The 17,044-nt window shown below is 71.9% G+C and carries 16 protein-coding genes; 11 read left to right on the top strand and 5 right to left on the bottom strand.

Going from position 1 to position 17,044, the window contains the following annotated elements; all coding sequences use genetic code 11:
* Positions 1 to 13 precede the first annotated feature (13 nt).
* The 3 genes from ACZ3I3_RS36355 (at position 14) to ACZ3I3_RS36345 (ending at position 3,112) form a co-directional block, all read left to right on the top strand.
* The gene (locus tag ACZ3I3_RS36355; RefSeq protein ID WP_467372074.1) at positions 14 to 469 is read left to right on the top strand and encodes a PH domain-containing protein; all 456 of its coding nucleotides are present in this window, start codon (positions 14 to 16) and stop codon (positions 467 to 469) included.
* A gap of 238 nt (positions 470 to 707) precedes the next feature.
* On the top strand, positions 708 to 2,039 hold the full coding sequence (locus ACZ3I3_RS36350) for a hemolysin family protein (RefSeq protein ID WP_467372073.1): 1,332 nt from the start codon (positions 708 to 710) through the stop codon (positions 2,037 to 2,039).
* Positions 2,036 to 3,112: a hemolysin family protein gene (locus ACZ3I3_RS36345; protein ID WP_467372072.1), complete on the top strand. Its 1,077-nt coding sequence runs from the start codon at positions 2,036 to 2,038 to the stop codon at positions 3,110 to 3,112. Before ACZ3I3_RS36350 ends, ACZ3I3_RS36345 begins: the two co-directional genes overlap by 4 nt.
* Positions 3,113 to 3,209: 97 nt before the next feature.
* On the opposite strand, the gene ACZ3I3_RS36340 is transcribed toward ACZ3I3_RS36345, so the two are convergent.
* Both ACZ3I3_RS36340 and ACZ3I3_RS36335 read right to left on the bottom strand, forming a co-directional pair.
* Positions 3,210 to 5,072 (bottom strand): AAA family ATPase, encoded by a 1,863-nt coding sequence (locus tag ACZ3I3_RS36340; RefSeq protein WP_467372108.1) that lies wholly within the window; start codon positions 5,070 to 5,072, stop codon positions 3,210 to 3,212.
* Between the two features lie 432 nt (positions 5,073 to 5,504).
* Positions 5,505 to 6,161 carry a uridine kinase family protein gene (locus ACZ3I3_RS36335; RefSeq protein WP_467372107.1) on the bottom strand — a complete coding sequence of 219 codons (657 nt, stop codon included), beginning with the start codon at positions 6,159 to 6,161 and terminating at the stop codon, positions 5,505 to 5,507.
* Positions 6,162 to 6,386: 225 nt separating this feature from the next.
* Here ACZ3I3_RS36335 and ACZ3I3_RS36330 point away from each other — a divergent pair, with 225 nt between their 5' ends.
* The 3 genes from ACZ3I3_RS36330 (at position 6,387) to ACZ3I3_RS36320 (ending at position 8,770) form a co-directional block, all read left to right on the top strand.
* The gene (locus ACZ3I3_RS36330) at positions 6,387 to 7,766 is read left to right on the top strand and encodes a peptidase C39 family protein (protein ID WP_467372071.1); all 1,380 of its coding nucleotides are present in this window, start codon (positions 6,387 to 6,389) and stop codon (positions 7,764 to 7,766) included.
* A 107-nt stretch (positions 7,767 to 7,873) separates the two neighbouring features.
* Positions 7,874 to 8,017 carry an SCO1431 family membrane protein gene (locus ACZ3I3_RS36325; RefSeq protein ID WP_467372070.1) on the top strand — a complete coding sequence of 48 codons (144 nt, stop codon included), beginning with the start codon at positions 7,874 to 7,876 and terminating at the stop codon, positions 8,015 to 8,017.
* A gap of 96 nt (positions 8,018 to 8,113) precedes the next feature.
* Positions 8,114 to 8,770, top strand: coding sequence for a TetR/AcrR family transcriptional regulator (locus ACZ3I3_RS36320; RefSeq protein ID WP_467372069.1), 657 nt, complete (start codon positions 8,114 to 8,116; stop codon positions 8,768 to 8,770).
* Between the two features lie 49 nt (positions 8,771 to 8,819).
* Here the strand turns inward: ACZ3I3_RS36320 and ACZ3I3_RS36315 are convergent, their stop codons facing one another.
* On the bottom strand, positions 8,820 to 10,085 hold the full coding sequence (locus ACZ3I3_RS36315; RefSeq protein ID WP_467372068.1) for a glycoside hydrolase family 18 protein: 1,266 nt from the start codon (positions 10,083 to 10,085) through the stop codon (positions 8,820 to 8,822).
* 331 nt (positions 10,086 to 10,416) lie between these two features.
* On the opposite strand from ACZ3I3_RS36315, the gene ACZ3I3_RS36310 reads away from it, so the two are divergent.
* Complete coding sequence (locus ACZ3I3_RS36310; RefSeq protein WP_467372067.1) at positions 10,417 to 11,589, top strand: acyl-CoA dehydrogenase family protein; 1,173 nt, start codon at positions 10,417 to 10,419, stop codon at positions 11,587 to 11,589.
* Here ACZ3I3_RS36310 and ACZ3I3_RS36305 read toward each other — a convergent pair.
* Both ACZ3I3_RS36305 and ACZ3I3_RS36300 read right to left on the bottom strand, forming a co-directional pair.
* Entirely contained in the window at positions 11,552 to 11,800 is a 249-nt protein-coding gene (locus ACZ3I3_RS36305; RefSeq protein WP_399411686.1) for a hypothetical protein, read from the bottom strand. The genes ACZ3I3_RS36310 and ACZ3I3_RS36305 overlap by 38 nt on opposite strands.
* Before the next feature lie 244 nt (positions 11,801 to 12,044).
* The gene (locus tag ACZ3I3_RS36300) at positions 12,045 to 12,479 is read right to left on the bottom strand and encodes a hypothetical protein (protein ID WP_467372066.1); all 435 of its coding nucleotides are present in this window, start codon (positions 12,477 to 12,479) and stop codon (positions 12,045 to 12,047) included.
* 268 nt (positions 12,480 to 12,747) lie between these two features.
* Here ACZ3I3_RS36300 and ACZ3I3_RS36295 point away from each other — a divergent pair, with 268 nt between their 5' ends.
* From ACZ3I3_RS36295 to fxsA, 4 genes are all read left to right on the top strand, one after another.
* Positions 12,748 to 13,188 (top strand): Lrp/AsnC family transcriptional regulator, encoded by a 441-nt coding sequence (locus tag ACZ3I3_RS36295; protein ID WP_010046337.1) that lies wholly within the window; start codon positions 12,748 to 12,750, stop codon positions 13,186 to 13,188.
* A 76-nt stretch (positions 13,189 to 13,264) separates the two neighbouring features.
* Positions 13,265 to 14,866, top strand: coding sequence for an amidohydrolase (locus ACZ3I3_RS36290; protein WP_467372065.1), 1,602 nt, complete (start codon positions 13,265 to 13,267; stop codon positions 14,864 to 14,866).
* A 535-nt stretch (positions 14,867 to 15,401) separates the two neighbouring features.
* Positions 15,402 to 16,205, top strand: coding sequence for a polyprenol monophosphomannose synthase (locus ACZ3I3_RS36285; RefSeq protein ID WP_467372064.1), 804 nt, complete (start codon positions 15,402 to 15,404; stop codon positions 16,203 to 16,205).
* 94 nt (positions 16,206 to 16,299) lie between these two features.
* Entirely contained in the window at positions 16,300 to 16,878 is a 579-nt protein-coding gene (gene fxsA, locus ACZ3I3_RS36280; protein WP_467372063.1) for an FxsA family membrane protein, read from the top strand.
* Positions 16,879 to 17,044 lie beyond the last annotated feature (166 nt).

Here is a 17,044-nt window from a genome sequence, read left to right as displayed (position 1 = left end):
GGGGCGCGCACTGATGTCCGATCTGCCCACCCTGCCCGTCACCTTCCGGCCGGGCAGCACCCGTGCGGTGCTGCTCAGCGCCGCCGTCGCGATCCTCGTGGTGATCACGGCCGTCGCCATGCTGCTGAAGCAGCTCAGCCCCGCCGAACGCCTCAGCTTCATCGTCACCGCGCTGCTGCTGGACTCCGTGCTGCTTCTGCTGGCGCGGCCCAAGGTCGTCGCCGACGAGTCCGGCGTCACTGTGGTCAACCTCACGAACAAGCGCCGGCTGGAATGGGCCGAGATCCTTCAGGTGACCCTCCGGCCGGGCGACCCCTGGGTGTTCCTCAACCTCAGCGACGGCACCAGCCTGCCCGCGCTGGGCATCCAGCCGGGCATCGCCCGGCAGCGCGCGATCGCCGACGCCCGTGCCCTGCGGGCGCTCGCCGAGGCGCGTTCCGTCGCGGACCCCGAGCGGCCTCAGGGCTGACTCGGGGCATCCTCCGGGCGGCCACCACTGCCGCACCGGGCCGTGTCTTGATTAATCTGTTGGCGGAGGCGCGAACGGATGCGCCTCCGCCCCTGTTGCCCCGCCCGGTGCGCCAGGGGCTCCTGCTAACCGAGGAGTGACCCCCTCCGGCGATGGACGGATCGTCCTGCAGTACCTGCGCCGCCCCCTGCCGACATAGCGCGGACCGTGTCCGCGACCGTGCGGAGGCGGCGGCATCATGACCATCCCCCTGCTGCTCCTGGCAGCCGCGTTCCTGCTGATTCTGGCCAACGGATTCTTCGTGGCGGCCGAGTTCGGACTCGTGACGGTCGAGCGCCCGGAGGCCGAGAAGGCCGCCGCCGAGGGCGACCGGCGCGCCCTCCGCGTCGTCGAGTCCCTCAAGGAGCTGTCCTTCCAGCTCTCCGGCACCCAGCTGGGCATCACCATCACCTCCCTCGTCGTCGGCATGCTCGCCGAACCGGCGCTGGCCGAGCTGCTGCACGGCCCGTTCACCTCGATCGGTGTCCCCGAGGGCGCCGTCTCCGGCGTCACGGTCGTCGTCGGCATGCTGCTGGCCTCCGCCGTGCAGATGGTGATCGGCGAGCTGCTGCCCAAGAACTGGGCGGTCTCCAGGCCGCTCCAGGTCGCCCGCTTCGTCGCGGGCCCGCAGCACGTCTTCGCCCGGCTGTTCCGGCCGGTCATCGCCGGCCTCAACGCCGTCGCGAACCGGCTCGTGCGCGCCCTCGGCATCGAGCCCACCGAGGAGCTGGCCTCCGCCCGCACCCCCGGCGAGCTCGTCTCCCTCGCCCGCCACTCGGCCCGGGCCGGCGCCCTGGAACAGGACACGGCCGACCTCTTCGTGAGGACCCTGTCGCTGGGCGAGCTGACCGCGCAGCACGTGATGACGCCGCGCGTGAAGGTCAGCGCCCTGCAGTCCTCGGCCACCGCCGAGGACGTGGTCAACCTGACCCGCGCCACCGGCCTGTCCCGCTTCCCCGTCTACCGGGAGAGGATCGACGAGGTCGTCGGCATGGTCCATCTCAAGGACGCCCTGGCGGTGCCCGTGCAGGACCGGCTGCGCACCCCCGTCGGCCGCATCTGCCGCCCGGCGCTGCTCGTCCCCGAGACCCTGCCCGTGCGGCCACTGCTCGCCCGCCTGCGCAGCGAACAGCCCATCGCGGTCGTCGTCGACGAGTACGGCGGCACGGCCGGTGTCGTCACACTGGAGGACATCGTCGAGGAGATCGTCGGCGAGGTCCGCGACGAGCACGACGGACACGACCTGCCCGAGCTGGCCTCCGCGCCGCCGGAGGACGGCAGGCCCGCCTGGGACGTCGACGGCAGCTGCCGGGTCGACATCCTCCAGCGCATAGGCCTCGACGTGCCCGAAGGCCCGTACGAGACCGTCGCGGGCCTGATCGCCGACCTGCTGGGCCGTATCCCGGCCGTCGGCGACAAGGCGGAGCTGCCCGGCTGGCGGCTGTCGGTACGCCAGGTGGGCCACTACCGCGCCGAGCGGATCCGTCTGGTCAGAACGGCCCCGGTCGTCGTGATGGAGGCCGCCCGATGAGCGTGCTCCAACTGACCTTCGCCGCACTCCTGGTGCTGCTCAACGGCTTCTTCGTCGGCGCCGAGTTCGCGCTCGTCTCCGTACGCCGCAGTCAGATCGAACCCCTCGGCACCGCCCGATCCCGGCAGGTCCTCTACGGCCTGGAACGGCTGCCGCAGATGATGGCGGCGGCCCAGTTCGGCATCACGATCTGCTCCCTCACCCTCGGGGCGGTCGCCGAACCGACCGTCGCGCACCTGCTGGAGCCGGTCTTCGAGTGGGTCCACATGCCGCAGGGCATGATCCACCCGCTCACCTACGTCATCGCCCTCGCCGCCGTGGTCTTCTTCCACCTCGTCATCGGCGAGATGGTCCCGAAGAACCTGGCGATGGCGGCCCCCGAGAAGGCCGCGCTGTGGCTCAGCCCGGGCCTGGTCTGGTTCGCCCGCTTCTGCAAGCCGATCACCGCCGCCCTCGGCGCCGTCTCCCAGGGCATCCTGCGGCTCTTCCACGTCGAGCCCAGGGACGAGGTCGAGGCCGTCTTCACCAGTGAGCAGCTCAACCGGCTCGTGGAGGACGCCGGCCAGGCGGGCCTGCTCGACCCCGAGGAGGCCGAGAGCCTGGAGGACGCCCTGGAGCTGGGCTCCCGCCCGGTCACGGACGTCCTGCTGAAGCGCGAGTCACTGGTGACGGTCAGCCCGTCGGTCACCCCCGGCCGCATCGTCGAGCTCACCGCCCGCACCGGGTACTCCCGGTTCCCGGTCGTCGCGGACAACGGTGCGTTCATGGGCTACCTGCACGTCAAGGACGTCCTCGACGTGGAGCACTCGGACCGTGCCGTGCCGCAGCATGTGTGGCGCTCCATGACCACGCTGCGGTCCGAGCTGCCGCTGGACGACGCGCTGACGGTGATGCGGCGGGCGGCGACGCATCTCGCCCAGGTGGCCGACGCGTCCGGGAAGGTGCTCGGGCTGGTCGCGCTGGAGGATGTGCTGGAGCTGCTGGTGGGGGAGGTGCGGGATCCTGCGCATCGGGAGGTGCGGGAAGTGAGGCTGACCGAGCCCAGGTCGGGCGAGGAGGTACTCGCGACGTAGGCCAGGCCGGGTGGGGGCGCAGCCCGGCGCGACGGGGTGCCGCCTGCGCCCACCCGTGCCGCCCCAAGCGGCACGACTGCCCGCAGGCTATGCCGGTTCACGGTCCGGGCGGATCCTGCGGCCCCCGCCCGGACAGCACCTCTCCATACGCCTGCATCAGATCCGGCAACCGCAACGTCGCCAGGTCCTCCCTGCCCAGCACCCCGGGACAGACGGACAGCCGAAGATCCCGGTACGCGCAGCTCTTCTCGTACAGCGTCCGCAGGAACCGCCCGTTGCCCAGCTCGTCGATCCACCCCTGGTCCACCACATGCCCGGCGATCGACCGCAGCTCGTCGAGGGCCTCCTCGTCCCACAGGTCGCCGTTCTCCGCGGCGAGCACCTTGCCGATCTCGGTGAGTTCGAGCGGCCGGTAGGAGGGGAAGTCGACGCGGGTGGTGAAGCGGGAGGACAGCCCGGGGTTGGCGGCGAGGAGGCGGTCCATGCCCTCGGGGTAGCCGGCCAGGATCACCACGAGGTGGTCACGGTTGTCCTCCGCCCGCTTCAGCAGCACCTGGAGCGCCTCGTCGCCGTACGCGTCGCCCTTGCCGTAGCCCGAGTTGGACAGCGAGTACGCCTCGTCGACGAAGAGCACGCCCCCGAGCGCCGAGTCGATCAGTTCGTTCGCCTTCACGGCGGTCTGCCCGAGGTACTCGCCGACCAGGTCGGCCCGCTGGGCCTCCACGAGATGGTCGCCGCCGAGCAGGCCGAGCGCGTAGAAGACGCGGCCGAGGATGCGGGCGACGGTGGTCTTGCCGGTGCCGGAGGGGCCGGAGAAGACGAAGTGGCGTTTCGGCGGCTGGACCGGCAGGCCCTGCCCGGCCCGCAGCCGGGCCATGTTCAACTGCGCCGACAGCGCCTTGACCTGGCGCTTCACCGGCTCCAGACCCACCATGCGCTCAAGTTCGGCGAGTGCCTCCTCGAGTAACACCGGGTCGGTGGGCCCCGCGGGCAGCGACGGCGCCGGGCCGGTCCGCGCGCGCACCGAGGGGTCGGTGACCGGCGGCAGGGGAGTGGAGGCGGGCGGTTCCTGATCGGGCAGTCTCAGATCACGGCCCTCGGTGCCGAAGAGCGGGTCGAATCCGTCCGGCCCGTCCACGGCGTCCTGGCCGGCGCCGGTGAGGGTGATCGCCGCGAGGTCCGTGGCCTCGTCGTAGCCGTCGCCCTCGGCGATCGCGGCGAGCCGGGCCGCGGTGTCCATGAAGGCCGGGTCGACACGGTGCACCGCCCGGTACAGGGGGAGCGCGGCGGCGCTGCGGCCGGTCCCCTCGTGCGCCCGGGCCAGCCAGTAGCGCAGTTCCTTGCGCTGGGGCTGCTCGCTGCGGCAGCGCATCAGCGCGGCGGACAGCAGTGGTTCGGCCTGCCCGTACATCTCCAGGCGGACCCGGGCCATGCCGCCGAACAGGCCCGCCTCGATGCCGAGCATCGGGTCGTCGAGGAGCGGGTCGGTGTGGCGGACCAGCTGCTCCCAGTCCTTGACCAGATAGGCGCGGCAGGCGTGCAGGAAGCGGACCTGGGCGTCGGTGTCCACCGGCGGCAGCCCGGCGAGGGCGCGGTCCAGCTCGGGGACGTGGCGGCCGTCCAGCCAGTGGGAGGCGTGCGCGAGCAGCAGATCCCGGGGGCTCTCCAGTACGGGCTGCACCCACCAGCCCAGCCAGTACCAGGAGTTGAGGGCGCGACGGTAGCGGGTGCGCTGCTCGCCGAAGCGGTCCCGGTGGCGGAACATCCTGAGCAGTGCGGTCGTCGTGTCGACGCGCAGCGCGTGCAGCCCGAGCCAGGCGTCGGCCATCCCGGAGTCCATGCGCACGGCGGCGCGGAACTCCTCCTCGGCCTGCGGATAGGCGCCCATGGTGTAGGCGTCCACGCCCCGCAGCCAGGCGAGGTCGGCCGGGGCCTGTGGGCCCTGCGTGCCGAAGTCCATCACGTCCCCCACGAACCGTGCCCCCGTCGGTATGCCAACGAGCCGCCCCCCGGCCGGCTGCCCTGCTCGAACCGCTGTGCCACGGACCGGAGTTGCAAGGTGTGCGAAGCAACCGTCCGTAGGTCGCAACGAGGGCATCGTACCTGCGCGGGCGGCGCCCCCGTAGGGTGCCGCCCGGGGCGTTCGGCGAGGTGGGAGCGGATGCGGCACACTCCCGCACGGTGACCGAGGGTGAGCACATGGCGCCGCGCGGCGCCCGGAAAACCGGAAGAAGACAGAACGAAGCCCCCGATCACGGGGGAACAACCGGGGGCTTCGCGTCTGTGGGCGGCTCCAGATGGCCGCACATTCAGAACGTAAGTCCTGTACGGGCCCCCGGTCAAGCCGAGTTGAAGCACTCCGGCAACTTGTCCCGCAAGGCCCTTCACAAGCTCAGCACACTGCGGGCGGCTCGTCACCGTGCGTGAGGGGCTGGTCCGGTCCAACGGTCGCAGCAGGTCCCGGCATCACCTCGAACCCCTTCTCTCGCTGGCGTACCAAGAGGTCGGCGTACGGCCGCGAGGGATCGTCGGCGAAATGCCGGCGTTCCGCCGGTACCCATCCGTCCCAGAACTCCCTCTGTTCCTCCCCGTCCCGTGAGCGTCCCCGCGCCCAGGCCTCCTCGCGGGGCAGCTCCATCCACAGCAGCAGGGCCAAGTGAGGCCGCAGCGCCCGGCGCCCCGCGCCGACGCCCTCCACGAGAACCACCGGGGCGGGCGGCAGGGGGCGCGGCGTACCGAAGCGGCGGGTCCGCCAGTCGTAGGGGGCGTAGTGCGCGGTCCGGCCCTGGGCCAGGGGCTCGATCACCTGGTCCAGCAGACGTCCGGTCCACTCGAACAGTTCGTCGTGGGTGGCGATGTCGTCGAGGCGCAGCACCGGCGCGCCGCCCAGCGCCAGGGCCAACTGCCCGGCGAACGTGGTCTTTCCGGAGCCGGCGTGCCCGTCGACGCCGACGAGGCGGACCGGGCCGCAAGAGGGCGGAAGGCGGCGGATCCGGGAGGCCAGGTCGCGGACGGCGGGGCCCGGTACGGGGCGGAAGGGCGGATTCATCTCGCTCAGCACTCTAACGACGGTGTCCACGGCACCCGCCAGTGGTCGACGCCAATATTGGTGGGCGTGGCGCGGGCCGAAGTGCTGGCGGGACTCGGCGGGCTGTGCTCCTATGTGGCGCATACATGTGTGCTGCTGCCCCTATGTGGTGCCTACACGTGTGAGACCGATCGTGCACTGGACCTGCCCCGCCCCTGTCCGACTCCGACTTCCGGGGGTCCCGCCATGCGCAGAGCCGAACAGCCGTCCCGCAGAACCGTCCTGGCCGCCGCGGTCGCCGCCGCCGTCACGGCAGGCGCGGGCCCGGCGGCCGCCGACACCGAGGAGCCCATGACGACCGACACCGCGGAGCCCGCCCGCGTGGTCCCGGCCCGGACCGTGGACAACCGGGCCTGGGTCTCGTACGACGACTGGTGCGGCGGCTCCGCCCGGGGCACCCGCGCCGTCTCGGGCGCCCGGCCGGGCGTGGTGATCGCGAAGCCCGCCGGAACCACCGGCTACACGGACCCCCACACCGGCACCACCGCCCGCTGGGAGTACGGCACCTGGACCTCCCCGGCCCACCGGCTCGCCGTCCCCGCCACGGAGGCGATCGTCTCCTGGAACGCGCACACCCCGTCCGGTACCTGGCTCCAGGCGGAGATCAAGGCCACCTACACCGACGGCACCACCACTCCCTGGTACGTGATGGGCCGCTGGGCGGCCGGGGACCAGGACATCCGGCGCACCTCGGTCGACGACCAGAGCGACGGCAAGAGCACCGTCTGGACCGACACCCTGGCCATCGACGACCCGTCGACGGGCCTGCGCCTCGCCTCGTACCGGCTGCGCCTCACCCTCTACCGCAAGCCCGGCACCAAGACCACGCCCACGGTGTGGCGGCTCGGCGCGATGGGCTCCGACGTTCCCGACCGGTTCACCGTCCCGGCGTCCGTGCCCGGCCTCGCCGGGGAGCTGGCCGTCCCGCGGTACTCGCAGGAGACCCACAAGGGCCGGTACCCCGAGTACGACAACGGCGGCGAGGCCTGGTGCAGCCCGACGTCCTCCCAGATGATCATCGAGTACTGGGGCGGCCGGCTCACCCCGGAGCAACTGGCCTGGGTGGATCCGTCGTACGCCGATCCCCAGGTGTGCCACGCGGCCCGCTTCACCTACGACTACCAGTACGCCGGCTGCGGCAACTGGCCCTTCAACGCCGCCTACGCGGCCACGTTCAAGGACCTCCAGGCCGTGGTCACCCGGCTCGGCTCGCTCACCGACCTGGAGACGCTGATCGCGGCCGGTATCCCGGCCATAACGTCCCAGTCCTTCCTGAAGGAGGAGCTGACCGGCGCCGGGTACGGCACCGCCGGGCACCTGATGACGGTCATCGGCTTCACCGCCGACGGCGACGTGATCGCCAACGACCCCGCTTCGGAGAGCAACGAGGCCGTGCGGCGCGTCTACCGGCGGCGGGAGTGGGAGAACATCTGGTTGCGGACCAAGCGGTACAACGCCTCCGGGAAGGTCGCCTCCGGCACCGGCGGCGTCTGCTACCTATACTTCCCGGCCCGGCCGACCGCGGCCCAGCGCAAGGCGCTGACAGCCGTGGGTGTGCGCGTGTGACCAACCTCTCGGCCACGAAAGCCGCTCCCGATGGCAAAGTGGACTGACTTTCACAGTGGATTGCCCCTCAAGGGGAAGTCCGTCCGCATCACGAATCAGCGAGAATTATGACCGCGCACTCAGCCACCGCAGCCCGCGTCCGCACCGGCGGCCCCCAGGACGACGGCCCGAAGATCGTCGAGCATGTCGCGGGCTGGACCCTCGTCGTGGTCGTCGCGATGCTCGTGACTCAGCTCGGGCTGCTGTGGTGACCCGACGCGTGGTGCTGTGACCTGATCCACGGCCCTGCCCTGCGGCCTGCCATACTGCGGATGTCCCGCCGCTGCCCGTTGGAACCAGGGTCGAAATTGAATATCAGTCAACAGCCTGCCGCGCGTCCCAGAGCCCGCGGCACCGAGCGCTCGCTGGCGCGCCGTGCCGAACTCATCGCGATCGGGCGGAGGTTGTTCGCCGACACGTCCTACGACGCCCTGTCGATGGACGACATCGCCCGGCAGGCGCACGTCGCCAAGGGGCTGATCTACTACTACTTCCAGTCCAAGCGCGGCTACTACCTGGCCATCATCCAGGACTCGGTCGCCGACCTGGTCACCCTGGCGGCGAGCGGACACGAACTGCCCCCGGTCGACCGCGTCCAGCGCACCATCGACCGCTATCTGCGCTACGCCGAGCACAACCAGGCCGCGTACCGCACCATCGTCAGCGGCGGCGTCGGCTTCGACACCGAGGTGCACGCCATCCGTGACGGTGTCCGCGAGGCCATCGTCGCCACCATCGCCGACGGGGCCTACGGCCGCGCCGACATCACCCCGCTGGCGCGCATGGGCCTGCTCGCCTGGGTGTGCGGCGTCGAGGGCACCACCCTCGAATGGATCGACCGCCCCGAACTGCCCCGCGAGACCATGTGCGACCTACTGGTGAAGGGGCTCGGCGGCGCCCTGCGCGCGATCGAGGACCTCGACCCCGCCTACCCGGCTCCGCAGGCCGCCCGCCAGGGCGCATGAGCGGGGGCGGAGGGATCAGTCATGGCCCCTCCGCCCCCGTCGGCCAGGCCTACTTGATGGCCTTGATCAGCTCACCGTTCGCCGTGTCGCCGCTCAGCTCCCAGAAGAACGTGCCGCCCAGCCCCTGCTGGTTCTTGTAGTTCATCTTGGTCGCGATGGTCGCCGGTGTGTCATAACTCCACCAGTCGCTGCCGCACTTGGCGTACGCCGTGCCGGCCACCGTCCCCGTCGCCGGGCACTTGGTCTTGAGGACCTTGTAGTCCTCGATGCCCTGCTCGTACGTGCCCGCCGCCGGGCCGGTAGCGGTGCCGCCGGGCGCCGACTGGGTGACGCCGGTCCAGCCGCGGCCGTAGAAGCCGATGCCGAGCAGCAGCTTGGAGGCGGGGATGCCGAGGCCCTTCAGCTTCGCGATGGTCGCCGAGCTGTGGTTGTCCGCCTTCGGTATGCCGGAGTACGAGGTCAGCGGGGAGTGCGGGGCCGTCGGGCCGGCGGCGTCCCAGGCGCCGAAGAAGTCGTACGTCATCGGGTTGTACCAGTCGACGTACGGCGCGGCGCCCGCGTAGTCCGCCGCGTCGATCTTGCCGCCCGGGGTGGCGTCGGCGGTGATGGCCGCGGTGACCAGGTTCTTCGAGCCGAACTTGGCGCGCAGCGCCTGCATCAGGTTCTTGAAGGCCGCCTTGCCGCTGGTGTCGCAGGTGGCGCCGCAGGCGTTGGGGTACTCCCAGTCGATGTCGATGCCGTCGAAGACGTCGGCCCACTTGGAGTTCTCGACCAGGTCGTAGCAGGACTGGGCGAAGGCGGCCGGGTTCTTGGCGGCCTCGCCGAAGCCGGCCGACCAGGTCCAGCCGCCGAAGGACCACAGCACCTTGAGGTTCGGGTGCTTCCGCTTCAGCTCGCGCAGCTGGTTGAAGTTGCCGCGCAGGGGCTGGTCCCAGGTGTCGGCCTTGCCGTCGACGGACTCGGCGGCGGTGTAGGTCCGGTCGGTGGCGGCGTAGGCGTCGCCCATCGCGCACTTGCCGCCGGTGACGTTGCCGAAGGCGTAGTTGATGTGCGTGAGCCTGGCCGCCGAGCCGGACGTCTCGATGTTCTTGACGTAGTACTTGCGGTCGTAGGTGCCCCATTCGGTGAAGTACCCGAGGACCTTGGAGCCGGCGGCCTTGGCGCCGGGAGCGGGCTTCGTGCCGGCGGCGGCCTCCTGAGCCGAGGTCGCCGCGCTGGCGGAGGCACCGGCGCCGGCCAGCAGACCGGCGCCGAGGACGGCGCAGCAGGCCGCGGACACGATGGCCCGGAAGCGGGAACGGTGGGGGGTGTGCATCCGGTGTCTCCTCGTGGGGAGAGGGAGCGCGTGCCGATTGGCATGAACGCGGTGAATCGGTGGTGCGAAACAGTAGGAGGACTAGACCAGTCCGGTCAATGGTTCGGACCAATTTCGCCCGTCGGGGCACCCTCGGGTATTTCTTGAAGTAAGCGGTCGTTAACTGGTGACGGGATGCCTCCGATCGGGCATACTCACAGCGCAGAGCCGCTGGTCAGCAGCTTCCGAGACCCGGGACTGCAAGCATCGGCCAGGCACCAGAACGACCCGGCGGCGCCGCCCCCACCCACGGGCCCGTCCGCCAGTGCCCGACAGGGAGGAGAGCGTCGCCATGCCCGACCGCGCCCCGCAGCCGGTGGACCGGCAACTGCCCACGGAGGAGGCCCGGGATCTGATCTCGCTCGTCCGCGACATCGCGCAGCAGGAGATCGTCCCGAAGGCGGCCGAGGAGGAGGACGCCGGCCGCTTCCCGCGCGAGCTGTTCACCCTGCTCTCGCGCTCCGGCCTGCTCGGCCTGCCGTACGACTCCGAGTACGGCGGCGGCGACCAGCCCTACGAGGTCTACCTCCAGGTCCTGGAGGAGCTCGCCGCGGCCCGCCTCACGGTCGGCCTCGGCGTCAGCGTGCACTCCCTCGCCTCCTACGCGCTCGCCGCCTACGGCACGAAGGAGCAGCAGGTCGAGCACCTGCCCGCGATGCTCGGCGGCGGCATGCTCGGCGCCTACTGCCTCTCCGAGCCGCACTCCGGCTCGGACGCGGCCGCCCTGCGCACCAAGGCGGTGCGCGACGGGGACGCCTGGGTGATCACCGGCACCAAGGCCTGGATCACGCACGGCGGGATCGCCGACTTCTACACCGTCATGGCGCGCACCGGCGAGGAGGGCCCGCGCGGGATCACCGCGTTCCTGGTGCCCGGCGACGCGCCGGGACTGAGCGCCGCGCCGCCCGAGAAGAAGATGGGCATGAAGGGGTCACCCACCGCCCAGGTCCACTTCGACGGCGTACGCGTCGGTGACGACCGGCGCATCGGCGAGGAGGGGCAGGGTCTTGCGATCGCCCTGTCCGCGCTGGACTCCGGGCGGCTCGGCATCGCGGCGTGCGCGATCGGCGTGGCGCAGGCGGCGCTCGACGAGGCGCTGGCGTACGCGACCGAGAGGCGCCAGTTCGGCAAGCCGATCGCCGACTTCCAGGGGCTGCGCTTCATGCTCGCCGACATGGCGACGCAGATCGAGGCGGGCCGCGCGCTCTACCTGGCGGCGGCGCGCCTGCGGGACGCGGGCCGGCCGTTCGCCCAGCAGGCGGCCATGGCCAAACTGCACTGCACCGACACGGCGATGCGGGTCACCACCGACGCCGTGCAGATCCTCGGCGGCTACGGCTACACCGCGGACTTCCCGGCGGAGCGCTACATGCGCGAGGCGAAGGTGCTGCAGATCGTCGAAGGCACCAACCAGATCCAGCGGATGGTCATCGCCCGCCATCTCGTGGGTCCAGGGGGACGCTGAACTGGTCGAGGCCCCGCCAGGGCGCCGCGAGCCGCATCCACTCCGGGTCGTGCCGGCCCGGAAGCGTGCGGCCGCGCTCGGCCCAGGCCCGCATCAGGTCACGGTAGATGGGCGGGTCCTGATAGCGCGGCGCGGCAGGCCGAACCGATTCTGCGGGCGGCGGGACGAACAGGAGGCGTTGACGCCCGGTCGCTGAGGAGATGGGGGTCATACCCGGGCAACGCGGAAGAGCCCGGACAGGTCACCCCAGGGCGGAATCGGGCGTGCGTTCAGAGGCTCAGGGGCGCCCGGTTCCGGAACCGGGCCTGGGGCCTGGAACCGGCCTGAACCGGCCTGGGGCTGACGCCTGGCCCCGGACCTGGATCCGGACGCACTGATCCCGCACCACGGCAGACTGCGAGCCGTGGTGCGGGGCAGTCACTGGGACGGGGCGAGCGGGCGAAGAGGGCCCGCGCTCAGGCCGCTTGGCGGCGCATGACGGAGACCCTGATGGGGCGTGAGCCCGGGCCGCCGACGTGAGAGAAGGGCTGGGTCCGCCAGTCGAGGCCCTGAGGGAGCGTCAACAGCAGGGCGGTGTCCTGCTCCTGAGGTTCGACGGACTCGTCGGCGGGGCGGGCGTCCGTGGCCGCGCGGCCGGTTCCGGCGCAGACCGTGAGTCCGAACGGGTTCCACGGCGAGGCGCACAGCGCGTGCTCCGGCAGGACCTCCTCGTCCGCCAGGAGGGCGATGGGCTGGGCGCAGTCCGGGCAGATGACCCGGTACATCTCGAACGTGTCGTAGGCGTCGAGTTCGTCGTCGAAGGAGTCGGGTTCGACGCCCTCCGGCTCGGGCTCGACGACGAGCTGCTGCCGCTTGGGTGCGGTGCGACCTGGGCGCTTAAGACTCTGCATTGGGTACTCCCCCTCGGGCTGGGCCGTATCAGGCACTGCGGCCTCGACCACAGCAAGCACTTCCCGTCCCCCCTGGGCGGTAATCACGAGAACATTACGGAGACTGTTCGAGCCCTGTGGCGTTCGTCACATGCCGCACGCAGGTGCCCACTGCGGCCGGTTTGTCCCCCGGCCGGTCGGCAGCCGCCGCCGGCCGGATCACGAACCGGGCAAGGCCCGGGCCGCTCAGGTATCGGAGGAGATCAACCGCACTGTAGGTTCTTGCGCCATGGAGGAGCTGGACCGACAGATCGTGCAGCTGCTCGTCAAGGACGGGCGGATGAGCTACACCGACCTGGGCAAGGCCACGGGCCTGTCCACGTCGGCCGTGCACCAGCGGGTGCGCCGGCTGGAACAGCGTGGCGTCATCCGTGGCTATGCCGCGGTCGTCGACCCGGAGGCCGTCGGTCTGCCCATGACCGCGTTCATCTCGGTCAAGCCCTTCGACCCCAGCGCACCCGACGACATCGCGGACCGCCTCGCGGACGTGCCAGAGATCGAGGCGTGCCACAGCGTCGCGGGCGACGAGAACTACATCCTCAAGGTGCGGGTCGCCACGCCGCACGAACTGGAGGAACTGCTCGCGCGGGTGCGGTCGTTGGCGGGCGTGTCCACACGGACGACGGTGGTGCTGTCCACGCCCTACGAGGCACGGCCGCCGCGGATCTGATCGCCGGGCCTGCTTTTCGGCCGTCGGGGTCACCCCTGGTCGAAACCGGTCCGAGTGAGGCGCGAGACTGGTCCTCATGAGTGAGTCCAGTGCCCCGCCGAAGACCGTCCTGCTCCGTCGCGGAGAGGTTCACAGCCCCGCCGATCCGTTCGCGACCGCGATGGTCGTGGAGCGGGGACAGGTCGCCTGGGTCGGTTCGGAGGGAGCCGCCGACGCCTTCGCGGACGGGGTCGACGAGGTGATCGACCTGGACGGGGCGCTGGTCACCCCGGCGTTCACGGACGCCCATGTGCACACCACCGCCACCGGCCTCGCGCTCACCGGCCTCGACCTGTCCGCCGCCCCCTCCCTCGAGGCCGCCCTGGCCCTCGTACGGGACTTCGCCGCCGCCCGGCCGCACGACCGTGTGCTGCTCGGGCACGGCTGGGACACCGCCCGCTGGCCCGGCGGCCGTCCCCCGACGCGTGCCGAACTCGACGAGGCCACCGGACACCGGCCCCTCTACCTCAGCCGGATCGACGTCCACTCGGCGGTCGTCACCACGGCCCTGCTCGACATGGTCCCGGGCGTCCCCCGTGCGGACGGACCCCTCACCGCCGATGCCCACCACGCCGTCCGCGCTGCCGCGTTCGCGGCCGTGACGCCTCGCCAGCGCACCGACGCCCAGCGCGCCGCCCTCGCGCACGCCGCCTCGCTCGGCATCGGCACGATCCACGAGTGCGGCGGCCCGGAGATCTCCTCCGAGGACGACTTCACCGGCCTGCTGCGCCTCGCCGCCGAGGAGCCCGGTCCGCGCGTCGTGGGCTACTGGGCCGAGGAGGACGTCACCAAGGCCCGGGAACTGGGCGCGGCCGGCGCCGCGGGCGACCTGTTCGCCGACGGCTCCATCGGCTCGCACACGGCCTGCGTGCACCAGCCGTACGCCGACGCCGACCACACCGGCCGGGCCTATCTGGACGCCGCAGCCGTCGCCGCCCACGTCGTGGCCTGTACCGAGGCGGGCCTCCAGGCCGGCTTCCACGCCATCGGCGACGCCGCGGTGGACTCCGTGGCCGAGGGCGTGCGGGCCGCCGCCGAGAAGCTCGGTCCCGCCCGCGTCCGGGCCGCCCGCCACCGGATCGAGCACGCCGAGATGCTCACGCCCGAGACCGTCGCGGCCTTCGCCGAGCTCGGTCTCACCGCCTCCGTCCAGCCCGCCTTCGACGCCCTGTGGGGCGGCGAGGACGGCATGTACGCGCAGCGGCTGGGGGTGGAGCGGGCCCGCACGCTGAACCCCTACGCGGCGCTGCTGCGCGCCGGTGTGCCCCTCGCCTTCGGCTCCGACAGCCCGGTCACGCCCCTCGACCCCTGGGGCACGGTGCGCGCCGCCGCCTTCCACCGCACGCCGGAGCACCGCATCTCCGTGCGCGCCGCGTTCACGGCGCACACGCGCGGCGGCTGGCGGGCCGTCGGACGGGATGACGCGGGAGTCCTGGTGCCGGGAGCGCCCGCCGATTACGCGCTGTGGCGCACCGGCGAACTCGTGGTCCAGGCACCGGACGACCGGGTCGCGCGCTGGTCGACCGATCCCCGCTCCGGCACCCCTGGACTGCCCGACCTGACCCCTGGCCGCGACCTGCCCGTCTGCCTGCGGACCGTGGTGGGCGGACACACGGTGTTCGTACGGCCGGGCGAGTGATCTACGGGGGTGGCGCGCATGCGATCGTGCGCCGCGCCCCCCGGGTGCCACCTGCGCATCCTCCGCGCTGACCAGGGCTTTACCGGACGATGCGCAGGTCGAACGGCTGTTGACAGGCGGCCGCAGGGGCCCGGTAGGTTCGGCCGGGTCCACCACCGGACGCCCGACCGGGGAACGTCCGCCCACTCGCCGCAGCGCCGCCGGGTCAGGGACGGTGTGCCGCACCGGGGCACCGCCACTGGGAGCCAGGCTCAGGCCGGCGCAGCGCCGAGGGAACGTTCCGGCCGGTCGGGGAGGTGTGACCCCGGGTGGGGCCCGGGCGCTCAGTAGACAACGGCTTTCGGTCGATCCGCAGCCGGCGGATCCCAGGTCGGCCCGAAGGGCGCCGGGCCCCCATCCGCCGTACGCGCGCGCCCGGAGGCGCACTCTTACCCGCGTCTTGCGGATTCGACACCACCATTCGAACGTCCTGTCACGTCATCGCAGGCCGGGCCCACTATGGTGGACCCCTGCGTACGGACATGAAGGGGCATCAGTGAACGACGGCGACGGAACCCTCGCGGCAGGAGCCCAGGGGAGGAAGTTCGGCCCGCTCGGCACGGCCTTGGTGATCATCCCGACCTACAACGAGGCGGAGAACATCAAGAGCATCGTCGGCCGGGTGCGCGAGGCCGTCCCCGAGGCGCACGTCCTCGTGGCCGACGACAACAGCCCGGACGGCACGGGCAAGCTGGCCGACGAGCTGACAGTCGACGACGACCACGTCCACGTGCTGCACCGCAAGGGCAAGGAGGGCCTGGGCGCCGCCTACCTCGCGGGCTTCCGCTGGGGCCTGGAGCGCGACTACGGCGTGCTGGTCGAGATGGACGCCGACGGCTCCCACCAGCCCGAGGAACTGCCCCGTCTGCTCACCGCCCTGAAGAGCGCCGACCTGGTGCTCGGCTCGCGCTGGGTGCCCGGCGGCCGGGTGGTGAACTGGCCGAAGTCCCGCGAGGTGATCTCCCGGGGCGGCAGCCTCTACTCCCGGCTCGCGCTCGACCTGCCGCTGCGCGACATCACCGGCGGCTACCGCGCCTTCCGCCGGGAGACCCTGGCGGGCCTCGGGCTCGACCAGGTCGCCTCCCAGGGCTACTGCTTCCAGGTCGACCTCGCCCGTCGCGCGGTCAGGGCCGGCTACCACGTCGTGGAGGTGCCCATCACCTTCGTCGAGCGTGAACACGGCGACTCCAAGATGAGCCGCGACATCCTCGTCGAGGCGCTGTGGCGGGTTACGGCGTGGGGCGTGGGGGAGCGGGTCGGCAAGGTCACGGGCCGCGGCGGCAGGCCGTCGAAGCCGTAGCGGGCACTGCGCGCCCTCTCCTCGTCCGCCGCTCACAGAAACACCTGATCGGGGCCTTATCCCGCACTGAGCCGGGCCCAGGCACACTGGAGTCATGACGACTGGCGCTCAGACCCCCGGTAATCCCGCTCGGCCCCGGCGCTCCCGGCTGCGCACGTTCCTGCCGCTGGGGCTCGCCGCGTGGCTCGTCCTGGAGATCTGGCTGCTCATGGCGGTCGCGGGGGCGTCGAGCGGGCTGGTGGTGTTCCTCGTCCTGGTGGCCGGGTTCGTCCTCGGCTCGGTCGTCATCAAGCGGGCCGGCCGACGGGCCTTCCGGAACCTGTCGGAGACGCTGCAACAGCAGCAGAGCGGCGTGATGCCCGCGGCGGCCCGGCCGAACAGCGAGGGCAACGGCCTGATGATGCTGGGCGGACTGCTGCTGATGATCCCCGGCCTGGTGTCGGACGCGGTGGGCCTGCTCCTGCTGCTGCCCCCGGTCCAGAAGGCCGTGAGCCGTACCGCGGAGCGCACCTTCGAGCGCAAGCTCCGTGAGGCCGACGCGGGCAGCCTGGGCGGCGCCTTCCAGCAGGCCCGTATGCACCGCCCCGACGGCAAGGTCGTCCAGGGCGAGGTCATCAGGGACGACGACCGGGGCGACGCACCGCGGGAACCACGCCCGCCGCTGACGCACTGACGCACTGACCCACCGATCCACCGATCCGCTGAACCGATGACCCACCGACCCGCGAGAACGCGGGCGCATCGATCCGCGAGGCAGCGTGCCCCACTGATCCGCCGCGAGGCAGCGTGACCCACTGATCCGCAAGACCGCATGACAAAAACCGCGGGCGCCGTACTTC

The sequence above is a fragment of the Streptomyces sp. NPDC016851 genome (assembly GCF_055562795.1).
Note: the sequence above shows the minus strand (reverse complement) of the source record. Positions and strands in the feature narration are given on the sequence as shown.

What these genes read in the sequence shown, in the direction of transcription:
- ACZ3I3_RS36300 (WP_467372066.1), bottom strand. Translation starts at nt 12,479, where the DNA reads ATGCAGAGTCTTAAGCGCCCAGGTCGCACCGCACCCAAGCGGCAGCAG.
- ACZ3I3_RS36345 (WP_467372072.1), top strand. Translation starts at nt 2,036, where the DNA reads ATGAGCGTGCTCCAACTGACCTTCGCCGCACTCCTGGTGCTGCTCAAC.
- ACZ3I3_RS36305 (WP_399411686.1), bottom strand. Translation starts at nt 11,800, where the DNA reads ATGACCCCCATCTCCTCAGCGACCGGGCGTCAACGCCTCCTGTTCGTC.
- ACZ3I3_RS36325 (WP_467372070.1), top strand. Translation starts at nt 7,874, where the DNA reads ATGACCGCGCACTCAGCCACCGCAGCCCGCGTCCGCACCGGCGGCCCC.
- fxsA (WP_467372063.1), top strand. Translation starts at nt 16,300, where the DNA reads ATGACGACTGGCGCTCAGACCCCCGGTAATCCCGCTCGGCCCCGGCGC.
- ACZ3I3_RS36355 (WP_467372074.1), top strand. Translation starts at nt 14, where the DNA reads ATGTCCGATCTGCCCACCCTGCCCGTCACCTTCCGGCCGGGCAGCACC.
- ACZ3I3_RS36310 (WP_467372067.1), top strand. Translation starts at nt 10,417, where the DNA reads ATGCCCGACCGCGCCCCGCAGCCGGTGGACCGGCAACTGCCCACGGAG.
- ACZ3I3_RS36290 (WP_467372065.1), top strand. Translation starts at nt 13,265, where the DNA reads ATGAGTGAGTCCAGTGCCCCGCCGAAGACCGTCCTGCTCCGTCGCGGA.
- ACZ3I3_RS36340 (WP_467372108.1), bottom strand. Translation starts at nt 5,072, where the DNA reads ATGGACTTCGGCACGCAGGGCCCACAGGCCCCGGCCGACCTCGCCTGG.
- ACZ3I3_RS36295 (WP_010046337.1), top strand. Translation starts at nt 12,748, where the DNA reads ATGGAGGAGCTGGACCGACAGATCGTGCAGCTGCTCGTCAAGGACGGG.
- ACZ3I3_RS36350 (WP_467372073.1), top strand. Translation starts at nt 708, where the DNA reads ATGACCATCCCCCTGCTGCTCCTGGCAGCCGCGTTCCTGCTGATTCTG.
- ACZ3I3_RS36330 (WP_467372071.1), top strand. Translation starts at nt 6,387, where the DNA reads ATGCGCAGAGCCGAACAGCCGTCCCGCAGAACCGTCCTGGCCGCCGCG.
- ACZ3I3_RS36335 (WP_467372107.1), bottom strand. Translation starts at nt 6,161, where the DNA reads ATGAATCCGCCCTTCCGCCCCGTACCGGGCCCCGCCGTCCGCGACCTG.
- ACZ3I3_RS36315 (WP_467372068.1), bottom strand. Translation starts at nt 10,085, where the DNA reads ATGCACACCCCCCACCGTTCCCGCTTCCGGGCCATCGTGTCCGCGGCC.